The organism is Marinobacter guineae, assembly GCF_002744735.1.
Taxonomy (GTDB): domain Bacteria; phylum Pseudomonadota; class Gammaproteobacteria; order Pseudomonadales; family Oleiphilaceae; genus Marinobacter; species Marinobacter guineae.
Genome location: NZ_KZ319340.1, coordinates 592,970 through 608,120, shown reverse-complemented (window position 1 = coordinate 608,120; position 15,151 = coordinate 592,970). Strand labels below are relative to the sequence as shown.

Genomic DNA, 15,151 nt, shown 5'->3' with positions numbered 1-15,151 from the left:
GGATTCAGGAGTCAAACCACGAGCATGAACACAGACACCGCCGAAGCCGAACTTGTCGAATCCCTGCAACGGGACTTCGGCGACCGTGTGCTGCACTGTCAGCAGACCCGTACCGGTATGCCTGTGCTCTGGGTAATGAGAGAATCTCTGACCGATGTCCTGGGCTACCTGAAGAGCCTGAACGCCCCCTTTGACCTGCTGTACGACCTGTCGGCCATCGACGAACGGCTGCGCGGCCACCGCCACGGCCTGCCGGCTTCGGATTTCACCGTTTTCTACCAGCTGATGTCGATTACCCGGAATCGGGACATCATGCTGAAGGTGGCCCTGAGCGAAGACGACCTTAGTGTGCCCACAGCCACCGGTGTGTTCCCGGCCGCGAACTGGTACGAGCGTGAGGTGTGGGACATGTTCGGGATAGGATTTTCCGGCCATCCCCACCTGGAACGACTCCTGATGCCTCCAACCTGGACCGGTCACCCGCTGCGCAAGGATTACCCTGCCCGTGCGACCGAGTTCGATCCCTACACGCTGACCGTGAAAGGTCAGGCAAAGGAGCAGGAAGCCCTGAGGTTCGTGCCGGAAGCCTGGGGCATGGCGCGGGAACGGGAAGGTGCCGAGTTCATGTTCCTGAACCTGGGACCGAACCATCCCTCCGCCCACGGCGCCTTCCGTATTGTGCTGCAACTGGATGGTGAGGAAGTTGTCGACTGCGTGCCGGACATCGGCTACCACCACCGGGGCGCGGAAAAAATGGCCGAACGCCAGTCCTGGCACAGCTTTATTCCCTATACCGACCGCATCGACTACACCGGCGGAGTGATGAATAACCTGCCCTATGTGCTGGCGGTGGAAAAGCTGGCGGGCATTGAGGTGCCAGACCGGGTGAAGACGATTCGGGTGATGATGGCCGAAATGTTCCGGATCACCAGTCATCTGCTGTTCCTGGGTACCTACCTGCAGGACCTTGGGGCCATGACGCCGGTGTTCTTCACCTTCAGTGACCGGCAGCGGGCCTATAAGGTGATCGAGGGTATCACCGGCTTTCGCATGCACCCGGCCTGGTACCGCATTGGCGGAGTGATGCAGGATTTACCCGTGGGCTGGGAAAAACTGGTCCAGGAGTTCCTGGACTGGATGCCGCCGCGGTTGCGTGAGTATGAGCGGGCGATGATGGAGAACGCCCTGGTGCGGGAGCGGACCGTTAATGTGGCGGCCTTTGATACCGCCGAGGCCATCGCCTGGGGGGTCACCGGCCCGAATCTTCGAGCCACAGGCTGCAATTTCGACCTGCGCAAACAGCGCCCTTACTCCGGCTACGATAACTTCGAATTCGAGGTGCCGTTGGGTGAGCACGGCGATGTTTTCGACCGTGGCCAGCTCCGTATAGAGGAAATGCGCCAGAGCCTGCGGATTATCCAGCAGTGTGTGAATCACATGCCGTCCGGCGACTTCAAAGCGGATCATCCGCTCACCACCCCGCCGCCCCGGGAGCGGATGCTGGAGCACATTGAAACTCTCATTACCCATTTTCTGCAGGTGTCCTGGGGGCCGGTACTCAAGCCCCAGGAATCGATGCAGATGGTGGAGGCTACCAAGGGCATCAACAGTTATTACCTGACCAGTGATGGCAGCACCATGAGTTACCGGACCCGGATCCGGACGCCGAGTTTCCCACACCTGCAGCAGATTCCGAGTGTCATGCGGGGCGGCTTCGTGCCGGACCTGATCGCCCATCTGGGCAGCATCGATTTTGTTATGGCTGACGTGGACCGCTGATGATGAAACAGACACAGCCTTCAAACCAGCAGACCCTGGCCACTGACGGGTTCCGACTGCACCCAGAGGACGAGGCCGCGATGCGTGAGGAGGCCGGTCATTACGAACAGCCCCAGGCGGCCTGCATCGAGGCCCTGAAAATTGTCCAGCGCCGCCATGGCTGGGTGCCCGATGGAGCCATTCCGGCCATTGCCAGGGTGCTGGGGGTGGGCCCGGCCAGTGTTGAGGGAGTGGCCACCTTCTACAGCCTGATTTTCCGTCAGCCGGTCGGCCGCCATGTGATCCTGGTTTGCGACTCCAGTTCCTGTTTTCTGACCGGGTTCGACCAACTCCACCAGGCCCTGAGCGATCAGCTGGGCATTGGACTGGGGCAAACCACTGCCGACGGCCGCTTTACCCTGCTGCCGGTGTGTTGCCTGGGCGCCTGTGATGGCGGCCCGGCCATGATGATTGATGACGATGTCTACGGGCCGGTGGGCGCCGACGAGCTCCCCGGCCTGTTGGAGGACTATTCGTGACCAGCCAGCGCCAGTCTCCCGTGTACCGGAGCCGACTGCTGCAGCCAGCTTCGGAGCGACAGCCGGACACCCACCCGCTGACCTGGCGGCTCCGGGATGATGGTCAGGTGGTGGATCTGAAAGACTACGAATCGAAGGAAGGCTACTGCGCGGTCAGTCAGGTCCTGAGCGCCCACGACCCCCAGTCGGTGATCGCCGTTATGAAAGAGGCCAACGTTCGTGGCCGGGGTGGAGCGGGGTTCTCCGCCGGGCTGAAATGGAGCCTGACCATGCAGGGCGGCGACATGCCCCGGGGGTATATCGTCTGCAACGCCGATGAGATGGAGCCAGGCACTTTCAAGGATCGTTTGCTCATGGAGCAGCAGCCTCACCTGTTGATCGAGGGCATGATTCTGGCGGCGTTCGCCAACAACGCCCGCTACGGCTACATCTTTTTGCGGGGTGAGTACGTGGAATCCGCCCGGGTTTTGACCCAGGCCCTTGCGGAGGCCAGGAACGCTGGCTGGCTCGGGCCCGACATCGCCGGCAGCGGCTTCGATTTTGATATCGCGGTGCATACCGGTGCAGGGCGCTACATCTGCGGCGAGGAAACCGCACTGCTCAACTCCCTGGAGGGGCACCGGGCCAACCCCAGAGCCAAGCCGCCGTTTCCCGGCCAGTCCGGGGCCTGGGGCAAACCCACGGTGGTCAACAACGTGGAAACCCTGTGCAACGTGCCTGCCGTGATGTTGCTCGGCGCCGACTGGTACCAGGGGTTGTCCGGAGGTCGCACCAAGGATGGCGGCACCAAACTTTACGGCGCGTCGGGTCTGGTCAACCGGCCCGGGCTCTGGGAACTGCCCATCGGCACTACCGGCCAGGAGATTCTGGACCGGGCCGAAGGCCTGCGCGACGGCCGAAAACTCAAGGCCTGGCTCCCCGGCGGCGCCAGTACCGGCTTTCTGTTGCCGGAGCATCTGGAGCTGCCGCTGGATTTTGACACCGTGGGCAAGGAGGGCAGCCGCCTCGGGACCGGCCTCATTACGGTCGTCACCGAGGACCAGAGCCTGGTCTCGCTAATGCGCAATCTGGAGGAGTTTTTCGCCCGGGAGTCCTGCGGCTGGTGCACGCCCTGCCGGGACGGCCTGCCCTGGACGGTGAAACTGTTACTGGGCCTGGAGCGGGGCGAAGGCGAGGCAGGCGATGTCGAACTGCTGGACAAACTTGCGGCGGACTGTGGCCCGGGGCTGACCTTTTGTGCCCATGCCCCGGGCGCGGCCATGCCGCTGCAGACCGCCCTCCGGCATTTCCGGCACGAATTCGAGCAGGGCGTTCATTACCCGAAGGGCAAGGCCCACGCGGATCCGATTCCGGTGGGGCAAGTATGAACCGGCAACCGACGGGCAACAGGGAGTAAACCGGCACCATGGCAACCATTCATGTGGACGGCCAGAGCTACGAAGTCAACGGTGCAGACAACCTGCTCCAGGCCTGCCTGTCCCTGGGCCTGGACATCCCCTACTTCTGCTGGCACCCGGCCATGGGCAGTGTCGGGGCCTGCCGTCAGTGTGCCGTGCGCCAGTACAAGAACGAGGACGACGACAAGGGCATGCTGGTGATGTCCTGCATGACGCCCGCCGCGGATCAGACCCGGATTGATATCGAGGATGAGGAAGCCCGGGCGTTCCGTGCCAGCGTGGTGGAGTGGCTGATGATCAATCACCCCCACGACTGCCCCGTGTGTGAAGAAGGCGGTCATTGCCATCTGCAGGATATGACCGTAATGACCGGGCACGACCGCCGTCGTTACCGGTTCCGCAAACGCACCCGCCGTAACCAGTACCTCGGGCCGTTCATCGCCCATGAGATGAACCGCTGTATTACATGCTATCGCTGTGTACGCTTTTACAATGACTACGCTGGCGGAACCGACCTGGGAGCCTTCGGGGCCAAGGACAACATCTATTTCGGGCGCTATGAGGAAGGCACCCTGGAAAGCCGGTTTGCCGGCAACCTGACCGAGGTCTGCCCGACCGGCGTGTTCACCGATCAGAGCCATTCCGATCACTACACCCGTAAATGGGACCTGCAATTCGCGCCGGGCATCTGTCACCAGTGCGCCATGGGCTGCAATATCAGCCCGGGCGAGCGCTATGGGGATATCCGCCGGATTGAAAACCGCTATCACGGAGACATCAACGGTTATTTCCTCTGCGATCTGGGTCGGTTTGGCTACGGCTATGTGAACCGCAACGACCGGCCCCGGGTGCCGGAGTGGCGGCCGAACCCTGGCGACCCGCCGGCAGAACTCGAGGTGGATGCGGCACTGGCCCGTATTGGCGATGCCCTCAAACACGCCCGCCGGGTGATCGGCATCGGCTCACCCCGGGCCAGCCTGGAGAGCAATTACCAGCTCCGGGAGCTGGTGGGCCCGGCAAATTTCTCGACCGGAATCGAAGCGCGGGAACAGGACTGCCTGGTGCGTATGAATGACATCACCCGCAGCTGTGGCCTGTCCGTGCCCACGCTTCGGGAGGTCGAGGAGCACGATGCAGTGCTGGTGCTTGGAGAAGACCCCATGGAAAGCGCGGCCCGGCTGGGCCTGTCCATTCGCCAGGCGATTACTGCCCCGCCGGCGGAACGGGCGGCGAAGCTGGGGATTCCTGGCTGGAACGCCGAAGCCATGAAAACCCTGGCCCAGGATCATCGCCAGCCGCTGTTCATTGCCTACCCCGCAGCCACCGAACTGGACGAAATCGCCCGGGCCAGGCTGTCCCTGGCACCCGATGACATTGCCCGGCTGGGCTTTGCGGTCGCTCATGCCATTGATGCATCGGCACCGGCGGTTCCGGACCTTGCCGACGATCTTCGGAAGCGGGCCGGGGAAATCGCCCGGACACTCATGAATGCGGATCGCCCTCTGGTGGTCAGTGGTGGCTCACTGGCTTCGCCCGCTGTGCTGGATGCGGTGGGGAACATTGCCCGGGCGCTGGCCCGGCGCGCGTCCAGGGCTGGTCTGATACTGGTACGCCGGGAAGTGAACAGCACGGGGTTGTCCCTGATGGGGGGCCAGACCCTGGACTGGGCGCTGGATCAGCTGTCCGGCGGAGAAGCCGACGCCGTGGTGATTCTCGAAAACGACCTGTACCAGCGCCTGCCGGATAGCCGGGTCGATGCGGCTCTTGAGCGCGCAGAGGTTCGGGTTGTGGTGGATCACCAGCGCACCCGCACCCTGGAACACGCCACCTTCGTATTACCGGCCGCCACCTTTGCTGAAGCGGATGGCACGCTGGTCAGCCTGGAGGGACGGGCCCAGCGCTTTTTCCAGGTTTTCGACCCGGCCTATATGCGGCCGGAGGCCCGGATCCATGAGAGCTGGCGCTGGCTGCACGCGCTGTCAGCCCGGGAAAAGAACGCCGGTTCCGGGGAGGTCACCCTGGATCAGGTCACCGGGGCCTGTGCCAGCGCCTTTCCTGATCTGGCACCGATGTTGGACGCCGCACCAAGCGCCGGATATCGGGTTGAGGGACTCCGGCTGGCCCGGGAACCGCACCGGTACAGTGGCCGCACTTCCATGCGGGCCAATCAGAATGTCAGTGAACCACGGGCGCCCCAGGACCCGGATACCGCCTTCGCGTTTTCCATGGAGGGCTACAGCGGCTACCGGGAGCCACGACAACAGGTGCCGTTTGCCTGGGCGCCGGGCTGGAATTCGCCCCAGGCCTGGAACAAGTTCACCGATGAGGTGGGTGGCCATTTGCGCGGCGGTGATCCCGGCATCCGGTTGCTGGTTCCGCAGCCCGGGCAGTATCACTACGTCTCGGCGATCCCCGACGCCTTCGGGCCCTCCGGTGAGGGCTGTCAGGCTCTCGTATTGCCGCGCCTGTTTGGCGGAGAAGAGACCTCTGCTCTGGCCGAACCTATTCGCCAGCGCATGGAGCGCCCTGCGCTACTGCTATCGGAAGCCGACGCCACGCGACTGGGCGCGGAGCTGGGCGGCTTGGTCACGGTGACCGGCGAGCAGGCCTGTGTCACGCTTCCAGCCTGCGTGCAAACCGGCTGGCCCTCCGGCCTGGTGGGTCTGCCAGCGGGTAGCGCCCCGGCGGGGATTGCCTGTGGCCGGGTGACACTGAGCGCCGGGCCGGGGTCGACGCCTGGCCCCGGTGAGGAGGTGCAACCATGAGCTGGCTGAGCCCCGAACTGCAGGCCATTCTCTGGGGCATGTTCCAGGCCCTGGTGATCCTGTTGGGCGCAGTCCTGCTCGGGGCCGCCCTGACCATCGTGGAACGGCGCCTGCTCGGGCTATGGCAGGACCGCTACGGGCCCAACCGGGTCGGGCCGTTTGGCACCCTGCAGCTGGTGGCGGACATGATCAAGATTTTTTTCAAGGAGGACTGGATTCCGCCGTTCGCAGACAGACCCCTGTTTGTACTGGCGCCGGTCATTGCCTTTGCCTCCCTGCTGCTGTCGTTCATCATCATTCCCATTACCCCTGGCTGGGGCATCGCGGACCTGCATATCGGGCTGCTGTTTTTCCTGGCGATGGCCGGGATCAACGTCTACGCGGTGTTACTCGGGGGCTGGGCCAGTGGCAACAAGTACGCACTGCTCGGCGCCATCCGTTCTTCAGCCCAGACCGTCTCCTATGAGGTGTTCATGGGCCTGTCGCTGATGGGAGTGGTGGCTCTGGCCGGCTCGTTCAACATGCGTGAGATTGTCGCGGCCCAGGAGGGACTCTGGTTTGTGATTCCCCAGTTTTTCGGCTTCTGCACCTTTCTGATTGCCGGCATTGCCGTCACCCACCGTCACCCCTTTGACCAGCCCGAGGCTGAACAGGAGCTGGCAGACGGTTACCACATTGAATACTCCGGCATGAAGTTCGGCCTGTTCTTTATCGGTGAGTACGTGGGCATGGTGCTGGTGTCCGCTCTCATCGTGACCCTGTTCTTCGGTGGCTGGCACGGCCCCTGGCTGCCACCGATTCTCTGGTTTGCGATCAAGACCGGTTTCTTCCTGATGCTGTTCATCCTGTTGCGGGCCTCGCTGCCGCGGCCCCGCTATGACCGGGTAATGAGCTTCGGCTGGAAGGTGTGTCTGCCCCTGACCCTGATCAATCTGCTGGCAACCGGCGCGGTACTGCTGCTGGTTGGCCCGTAAGCCTGAGGAAGACCCTGTTATGGAGAAGGAAAAGGTCCCGTTTATCAAATCCGTGTTCTGGCTGGTACCCGCGACCTGGAGCCAGTTGCGCACCCTGGGCATGGTGTTCATGCACAGTTTTCGCAAACGCGAGACCGTCAATTACCCGGAAGAGGCGGTCTACCTGCCGCCCCGTTACCGGGGCCGGATCGTGCTGACCCGGGATCCGGACGGCGAGGAGCGCTGCGTTGCCTGCAACCTGTGCGCGGTGGCCTGCCCGGTGGACTGCATTTCCCTGCAGAAGGGCGAGCAGGAGGACGGCCGCTGGTACCCGGAATTCTTCCGGATCAATTTCTCCCGCTGCATTTTCTGCGGCATGTGTGAGGAAGCCTGTCCCACCTCGGCGATCCAGCTGACACCGGATTTCGAGATGGCGGAATACGACCGGCAGCAACTGGTGTACGAGAAGGAAGACCTGCTGATCAATGGTCCGGGCAAGGATCATGATTACCACTTCTACAAGGTGGCGGGGATGGCCATCGGTGGCAAGGACAAGGGCCAGGCACTGAATGAAGAGGAACCGGTGGACGTACGTTCACTGTTGCCATAGATCAGGAGGAGAAGACCCATGGAGCTGGCATTTTATCTGAGTGGTCTGGTGGCGATACTGGCCACGGTGGGTGTGATCACCGGCAGAAACCCGGTCCATGCCGTGGTCTATCTCATCGTGTCGCTGATTGCAGTGGCCCTGGTGTTCTTCGCCCTGGGAGCACCGTTTGCCGGAGCCCTGGAGATCATCGTTTACGCCGGCGCCATCATGGTCCTGTTCGTTTTTGTGGTGATGATACTCAACCTCGGAGAGGACGACGACAACGATGCCGAGGGCTGGCGCCACCCCCGTCACTGGATCGGTCCCTCGATGCTGGCCCTGGCGCTGCTGGGGGTGCTGGTGTATCTGCTCGCCGGCGGCGACATGGCGCGGGCCATTGATGGGGATCTGCTGACGGCACGGACGGTGGGACTGACTCTGTTCGGGCCCTGGCTCATGGTTGTGGAGCTGGCGGGCCTGCTGTTGCTGGGGGCGCTGGTGACAGCCTCCCATGTGGGGCGCCGATCGAACCCATTGCGGCAAAGGAGTGGTTCCTGATGGCGGGTATTCCCATGGAGCACGGCCTGATTCTGGCCGCCATTCTGTTTGTATTGGGTCTGGCGGGCCTGATGGTACGACGTAACATGCTGTTTGTGCTGATGAGCCTTGAGGTGATGCTGAACGCGGCGGCGCTGGCCTTTGTGGTCGGCGCCACGGCCTGGAACCAGGCGGATGGCCAGGCCATGTTCCTGCTGGTCATCACCCTGGCCGCTGCCGAAGCAGCCGTGGGCCTGGCGCTGATGATCCAGCTTTACCAGCGGGTACGGTCCCTGAACCTGGACCTGGTCAGCAGGATGCGCGGATGATGGAATTGCTGGTTACCCTGTCATTTACTTTTCCCCTGCTCGGGACCCTGGTGCTGGCGCTCTCCGGCGGTCGTCTGGGGCCTCGGGTGGGCACCGTGGTGGGCGTTGCCAGCGTCGGCCTGGCGGCCCTGGCGACGGCCTGGGCAATTGCAATCTACGGTGGCGGTGACGGAGCGGTTCGTTTCACGCTCTGGACCTGGATTGAAGCCGGAGCGTTCAAACCCACCATTGGTCTGGCTGTCGATGGCCTGGCCCTGGTGATGATGGCAGTCATTACCGGCGTTGGGTTTTTCATTCATCTGTTCGCGGCCTGGTATATGGCGGGAGAGGCCGGAATCACCCGGTTCTATGCCTGGATGAACCTGTTCGTTTTCAGCATGCTGCTCCTGGTACTCGGGGATAATCTCCTGCTGCTGTTCCTGGGCTGGGAAGGTGTCGGTCTGTGCAGTTACCTGCTGATTGGCTACTACTACCAGAACAGTGCCAATGGCCGGGCCGCGTTCAAGGCGTTTGTGGTGACCCGGATTGGTGATGTGTTTCTGGCCCTGGGTCTGTTCCTGATCTTCCGGGAGCTGGGCACCCTGGATATCCAGCAGGTAATGGCGCGGGCCTCCGAGGTCTGGGCACCGGGTGATCCCACCGCCGCTCTTGTTGCGTTGCTGGTGCTTGGCGGTGCCCTGGGCAAGTCCGCCCAGGTGCCGCTGCATACCTGGTTGCCAGACGCCATGGCCGGCCCCACTCCGGTATCGGCACTGATTCATGCGGCTACCATGGTGACCGCCGGGGTCTACCTGATTGCGCGCCTGAACGGGCTTTTCCTGCTGGCACCGGATGTCCTGTGGCTGGTCGGTGTGATCGGCGCTGTCTCTCTGTTGCTGGCGGCGTTTGCCGCCCTGGCCCAGACCGACATCAAGCGGATACTGGCCTTTTCCACCATGAGCCAGATCGGTTACATGTTTCTGGCCCTTGGCGTCGGGGCGTTTGATGCCGCTATTTTCCATCTGGTTACCCACGCCTTCTTCAAGGCGCTGTTGTTCCTGTCGGCTGGTGCCGTGATCACCAGTTGCCACCACGAGCAGGAGATGGCCAATCTGGGCGGGCTGAGAAAGCGCCTGCCGGTGGCCTATGGCGGTTTCCTAGTAGGTGGTGCAGCCCTGGTGGCGCTGCCTCTGGTGACCGCAGGCTTCTACAGCAAGGATGAAATTCTCTGGCAGGCCATGGCTTCGGGTCACAATGGCCTGTTGTTGGCCGGCCTTCTGGGCGCGTTCCTGACCTGCCTGTACACAGTGCGGCTGATACTCGGCACCTTCCATGGCGAATGTGGCAGCGACAAGGCCCGGAACGCCGAGCCGGGCACTCACCTGTTGACCCATCACCTGCCTCTGGGAGTGCTGGCAGTACTGTCTACCTTCGTGGGCGCCTGGCTGTACCCGCATCTGGAGAGTCTCTTCCCGTCGCCACCCGGGGCCAGCGCGGAGACTGGCCATACCCTGATTCAGGTACTGGCCATCGGCACCGTGATTGCCGGCCTGGCCGTGGCAGGCTGGCTGTTTCTGTCGCGGGCCGGGTGGTTGCGTCAAAAGGTCAGCCAGGGGCCAGGCGCAGTGCTGTGGTCACTCTGGCACCGGGCCTGGGGTTTCGATGCCTTATATGATCGGCTACTGGTGCGGCCCTGGCAGTTTCTGGTCAGGATGCTGCGGCACGACCTGGTGAATCTGACGGTCAACCTTCTTGCACTCCTGGCCCGGCTTCTGAATGGCGGTCTGGTGCGCGCCCAGAACGGCCGGATGCGGAGCTACGCGACCGTTATGATCCTGGGCGCGACCGTGATTCTGCTGGCTCTGGCCATTGGCCCGGGAGGTGTTTCATGATCCTGGTCTGGCTGATCCTGATTCCGTTCCTGGGTGGCCTGCTGTGCTGGCAGGCCGACCGCTGGGGCGAACAGGCACCGCGCTGGATTGCCCTGGCGACCATGCTGTTTGTGCTGGTGATCAGCCTGTGGCTCTGGATCACCGGTGACTTTGTCCTGCCCCAAGGGGGGCAGTATCAGTGGCTGCTGGAGTGGCGTGCGCCCTGGATTCCCCGGTTTGGCATCGAGATCCATCTCGCCATGGATGGCCTGTCGCTGATCCTGGTGGCCCTCACGGGTTTTCTCGGTGCCCTCGCGGTCCTGTGTTCCTGGCACGAGATCGGCCATCGCATCGGTTTCTTTCACCTCAATTTGTTATGGATTCTTGGTGGGGTCGTGGGTGTTTTCCTGGCGCTGGATCTGTTTCTGTTCTTCCTGTTCTGGGAAATGATGCTGGTGCCCATGTATTTCCTGATCGCGCTCTGGGGACACAGCGGCTCCGCCGGCCAGACCCGGATTCGCGCCGCCACCCGCTTCTTTATCTACACTCAGGCCAGTGGCCTGCTGATGCTGGTGGCGATCCTGGCCCTGGTGTTTATCCACTTCGGAAATACCGGCCAGCTGTCATTCAGCTACGAGGTCCTGCGCCAGGCAGAGGTACCGGAGGCCATCGCGCCCTGGCTGATGCTCGGGTTCTTCGTCGCGTTTGCGGTCAAGCTGCCAGTGGTGCCCCTGCACGGCTGGTTGCCCGATGCCCATGCCCAGGCACCCACTGCCGGCAGTGTCGATCTGGCGGGCATTCTCCTGAAAACGGCCGCTTACGGCATGCTGCGCTTCGGTCTGCCGCTGTTCCCGGAGGAATCCGCTGAGTTTGCCCCGGTGGCTATGACCCTCGGCCTGGTCAGTATCATCTACGGCGCGGTGCTGGCGTGTGGCCAGCAGGACATCAAGCGGCTGATCGCCTACACCAGCATTTCCCACATGGGCTTCGTGCTGATTGCCATTTATTCCGGCTCGGAACTGGCGATTCAGGGAGCCGTCGTATTGATGGTGGCCCACGCCTTCTCCTCGGCCGGACTGTTTATTCTGAGCGGGCAGTTGTATGAACGCATCCATACCCGGGATATGCGCACCATGGGCGGTCTCTGGGGCCGGATACCGTCCCTTCCGGGCTTCACGCTGTTTTTTGTCGCCGCCTCCCTGGGCATGCCAGCCACGGCGAATTTTGTTGGGGAGTTCATGATCCTGTTCGGCACCTTCCCGACCGCCCCGGTGGTCGTGGTGATTGCCAGTGCCGGGCTGGTGTTGGCCGCCATTTATTCCCTGATCCTGATGCAGCGGGTGCACTTCGGGCCAGTGTACCGGGAGGGTTCGCTGCCGGGGCCGGACTGGCGAGAGTATTTCATGATGCTGACGCTGTTGGCCCTGGTGCTTCTGGTCGGACTCTATCCCCAGCCCCTGCTGGATACCACCGCCGGCCTGGCCGCGACCGTTGCTGAACTCTTTGCCGATGGTGCCGGTGACCGGCTGGTTGAGTTATCCGGGGAGGTGCGCTGATGCTGACGGCTGCCCACCTTCTCACGTTATTGCCCCTGATCATTGTCGGTTCCACGGCCGTGGTGGCCATGCTCTGGATTGCCTGGCAGCGACATCACGCGGGTACTGCCCTGGTGTCGGCGGCGGGACTGGTTGTCGCTCTGCTGGTCCTGCCCCTGACTTATCCAGCGGCGAGCTCGCCGCCACTGATGCAGGTGGATGGGCTGGCAGTGATGGCGGGCGCGCTGATTCTGCTGTCGGCTCTGGTGACGGTAATCCTGAGCCATCATTACCTGACCGGTTACATCGGCCCACGGGAAGAGTTTTACCTGCTGCTGCTGTGTGCGACGGCGGGCGCCCTGGCACTGGTGGCCAGCGATCATCTGGCGATGCTGTTTATCAGCCTGGAGCTGCTGTCCATGCCCTTGTACGGCATGCTGGCCTACAGTTTTCGCGCCGAACGTTCACTGGAGGCGGGGATCAAATACCTGCTGCTCTCTGCGGCTGCCACCGCCTTCCTGCTGTTCGGCATGGCGCTGATCTATGCCCGCACGGGTTATCTGGATCTGGCGGGCCTGACCGGTGCATTGGTCGATGCTCCGGATGCCTGGATGCTCGCTGGCGCTGCGCTGATGGTGGTGGGGCTGGGCTTCAAACTCTCGGTGGTGCCCTTTCACCTGTGGACGCCGGACGTCTACCAGGGTGGCCCGGCACCGGCCACCATCTTTCTCGCCACCGTCAGCAAACTGGCGGTGTTTGTGGTGCTCCTGCGCCTGGTGCTTGCGGCGCCTGTGTTCAGCAGTGAATGGCTGCAGACACTGGTCACGGTGCTGGCGCTGCTGACCATGCTCGGAGGTAATCTTCTGGCCCTGTTCCAGGCCAATCTCAAACGGCTGCTGGGTTATTCCTCCATCGCCCATTTCGGGTATCTGCTGGTGGCTATCGTGGCGGGCAACACCCTGGCCATGGAAACCACCGGGGTTTACCTGATCACCTACCTGGTGACCACCCTGGCGGCCTTCGGTGTGGTCACCCTGGTATCTAGCCCGTTCCGGGGCGAGGATGCGGACGGCCTGCCCTTGTATCGCGGCCTGTTCTGGCGGAGGCCCTACCTGGCAGCCGTGATGACTGTCAGTTTCCTGTCCCTGGCGGGTATTCCCTTAACCGCCGGGTTTATCGGCAAGTTTTACGTGATTGCCCTGGGCGTGGCGGACAGCCGCTGGTGGCTGGTCGGGGGGATCGTCGCAGGCAGTGCCATCGGTCTGTATTACTACCTGCGGGTAATGGTCACCCTGTACCTGCCAGAGCCTGGCATGCGTCGGCGGGACGTGACCAACGATTGGGGCAGCCGCCTTGGCGGAATCACCCTGATGGCCCTGGCGGTGGCGATACTCCTGCTGGGTGTTTACCCGGCGCCCATGATCGACTGGGTCCGGCAGCTCAGCATGGGTTAGTGCAGCTTGAGCCTGGGGTGCATGGCCCGGCTGATCCGGTCCATCAGCCAGATGATGCCGGTCCGCAGCATGCCGTGCAGCGCGACCTGATGCATCCGGTAGAGCGACAGATAGAACAGGCGCGCGACCTTGCCTTCAATGTACATACTGCGACCGGACAGGTTGCCCATGAGATTGCCAACGGTGGTATAGCGGCTGAAATTGATCAGTGAGCCGTGATCGTTGTAGACGAAGGGCACAGCCTCGCCTTTCTCCAGCCGGTTGCACAGGGTCTTGAACAGGGTGGTGGCCTGCTGGTGGGCGGCCTGGGCCCGGGGTGGCACTGGCCTGTCGGAATCCGGTTGTGGGCAGGCGGCGCAGTCACCCATGGCGAAGATATTGGTGTCCTGGGTAGTCTGCAAGGTCTGCTCCACCACCAACTGGTTGCTTCGGTTGACCTCCAGGCCGTCCAGCTCGGCCAGGAAGGCCGGGGCCTTGATGCCAGCCGCCCAGATGGTCATCTCGGAGGGCAGCTCGGTACCATCCTTCATCACAATGCTGGCCTCCCGGACCTCGCTGACCGGCTGGCCAGTGAGTACCTGTACCTTCTGATGCTCCAGTTCACGCGTGGCCGCGGCCGAAAGCCGGGCTGGCAGGGCCGGCAGGATGCGGTCAGCGGCTTCGATCACACTGATCGAGACATCTGAGGCCTGCAGGTGATTCATTCCATATACCGGCAACTCCCGGGACGCCAGGCGAAGTTCTGCCGCCAGTTCCACCCCGGTGGCGCCAGCGCCGATAATACTGATGTTCAGGGTGTGGTCTTCACCTTGCAGTGCCTCGTGATTCTTGCGCAGGAAGGCGTTGAGCATAAGGTTGTGGAACCGGCGGGCCTGTTTCAGGCTGTCAAGAAACAGGCAGTTGCCCTGGGCGCCGGGGGTGCCGAAATCGTTGGCGGTACTGCCCACGGCGATCACCAGGGTGTCGTAGCTGATGTGCCTTTCCGGTACCACTTCCGCGCCTTCCTCGTCGCGAAACGGGGCAATGACCAGCCTTTTGGCGGCGCGGTCCAGCCCGCTCATCCGGCCGAGCTGGAATTCGTAGTGATGCTTGCTGGCATGGGCGCGGTAGTTGATTTCGTTGGCGTTCGCGTCCAGGGAACCGGAGGCGACTTCGTGCAGCAGGGGCTTCCAGACATGGGTCAGCCCGGAATCCACCAGTGTGACTCGGGCTTTGCGTTTCTTCCCAAGTTTATTGCCAAGGCTGGTAACCAGTTCAAGACCACCGGCGCCGCCACCGACTACAACGATATGATGAAGGTTGTCCATAACAATCAGACCTGTAAGTGAAGAAAGCCAAGCGCTCTTCCGGGAAAACGCTTGGCTGTCCTCACTGGGAACCGTCAGGAACCGCAAAAAAAGGTAGGGTGCTAATATTGCCATGCTGGCTGCATAAATACTAACGCG

The 15,151-nt window shown here is 62.6% G+C and carries 12 protein-coding genes; 11 read left to right on the top strand and 1 reads right to left on the bottom strand.

Annotated elements, in window-relative coordinates:
* The first annotated feature begins 24 nt into the window (after positions 1–24).
* From nuoC to nuoN, 11 genes are read left to right on the top strand one after another with little or no spacing between them, the layout of a single operon-like run.
* A complete protein-coding gene (gene nuoC, locus CLH62_RS10845) occupies positions 25–1,779 on the top strand; it encodes an NADH-quinone oxidoreductase subunit C/D (RefSeq protein ID WP_099618171.1) in 1,755 nt (584 codons plus the stop codon).
* The gene (gene nuoE / locus CLH62_RS10840; RefSeq protein WP_407657777.1) at positions 1,779–2,297 is read left to right on the top strand and encodes an NADH-quinone oxidoreductase subunit NuoE; all 519 of its coding nucleotides are present in this window, start codon (positions 1,779–1,781) and stop codon (positions 2,295–2,297) included. The genes nuoC and nuoE overlap by 1 nt, the downstream gene beginning before the upstream one ends.
* The gene (gene nuoF, locus CLH62_RS10835; RefSeq protein WP_099618170.1) at positions 2,294–3,664 is read left to right on the top strand and encodes an NADH-quinone oxidoreductase subunit NuoF; all 1,371 of its coding nucleotides are present in this window, start codon (positions 2,294–2,296) and stop codon (positions 3,662–3,664) included. The genes nuoE and nuoF overlap by 4 nt, the downstream gene beginning before the upstream one ends.
* Before the next feature lie 38 nt (positions 3,665–3,702).
* A complete protein-coding gene (gene nuoG, locus CLH62_RS10830) occupies positions 3,703–6,459 on the top strand; it encodes an NADH-quinone oxidoreductase subunit NuoG (protein ID WP_099618169.1) in 2,757 nt (918 codons plus the stop codon).
* Positions 6,456–7,433 carry an NADH-quinone oxidoreductase subunit NuoH gene (nuoH, locus tag CLH62_RS10825; RefSeq protein WP_099618168.1) on the top strand — a complete coding sequence of 326 codons (978 nt, stop codon included), beginning with the start codon at positions 6,456–6,458 and terminating at the stop codon, positions 7,431–7,433. Before nuoG ends, nuoH begins: the two co-directional genes overlap by 4 nt.
* Positions 7,434–7,452: 19 nt before the next feature.
* Complete coding sequence (gene nuoI, locus CLH62_RS10820; protein WP_099618167.1) at positions 7,453–8,022, top strand: NADH-quinone oxidoreductase subunit NuoI; 570 nt, start codon at positions 7,453–7,455, stop codon at positions 8,020–8,022.
* Between the two features lie 18 nt (positions 8,023–8,040).
* Positions 8,041–8,559, top strand: a complete 519-nt coding sequence (gene nuoJ / locus CLH62_RS10815) for an NADH-quinone oxidoreductase subunit J (protein WP_099618166.1) — start codon at positions 8,041–8,043, stop codon at positions 8,557–8,559.
* Positions 8,559–8,867 carry an NADH-quinone oxidoreductase subunit NuoK gene (gene nuoK, locus CLH62_RS10810; protein WP_099618165.1) on the top strand — a complete coding sequence of 103 codons (309 nt, stop codon included), beginning with the start codon at positions 8,559–8,561 and terminating at the stop codon, positions 8,865–8,867. The genes nuoJ and nuoK overlap by 1 nt, the downstream gene beginning before the upstream one ends.
* Positions 8,864–10,738: an NADH-quinone oxidoreductase subunit L gene (nuoL, locus tag CLH62_RS10805; protein ID WP_407657776.1), complete on the top strand. Its 1,875-nt coding sequence runs from the start codon at positions 8,864–8,866 to the stop codon at positions 10,736–10,738. The genes nuoK and nuoL overlap by 4 nt, the downstream gene beginning before the upstream one ends.
* Positions 10,735–12,273: an NADH-quinone oxidoreductase subunit M gene (gene nuoM / locus CLH62_RS10800; RefSeq protein ID WP_099618164.1), complete on the top strand. Its 1,539-nt coding sequence runs from the start codon at positions 10,735–10,737 to the stop codon at positions 12,271–12,273. Before nuoL ends, nuoM begins: the two co-directional genes overlap by 4 nt.
* A complete protein-coding gene (nuoN, locus tag CLH62_RS10795) occupies positions 12,270–13,706 on the top strand; it encodes an NADH-quinone oxidoreductase subunit NuoN (protein ID WP_407657782.1) in 1,437 nt (478 codons plus the stop codon). Before nuoM ends, nuoN begins: the two co-directional genes overlap by 4 nt.
* Here nuoN and CLH62_RS10790 read toward each other — a convergent pair.
* The gene (locus CLH62_RS10790) at positions 13,703–15,013 is read right to left on the bottom strand and encodes an NAD(P)/FAD-dependent oxidoreductase (RefSeq protein WP_099618162.1); all 1,311 of its coding nucleotides are present in this window, start codon (positions 15,011–15,013) and stop codon (positions 13,703–13,705) included. The two genes, nuoN and CLH62_RS10790, sit on opposite strands and share 4 nt — an antisense overlap.
* Positions 15,014–15,151 lie beyond the last annotated feature (138 nt).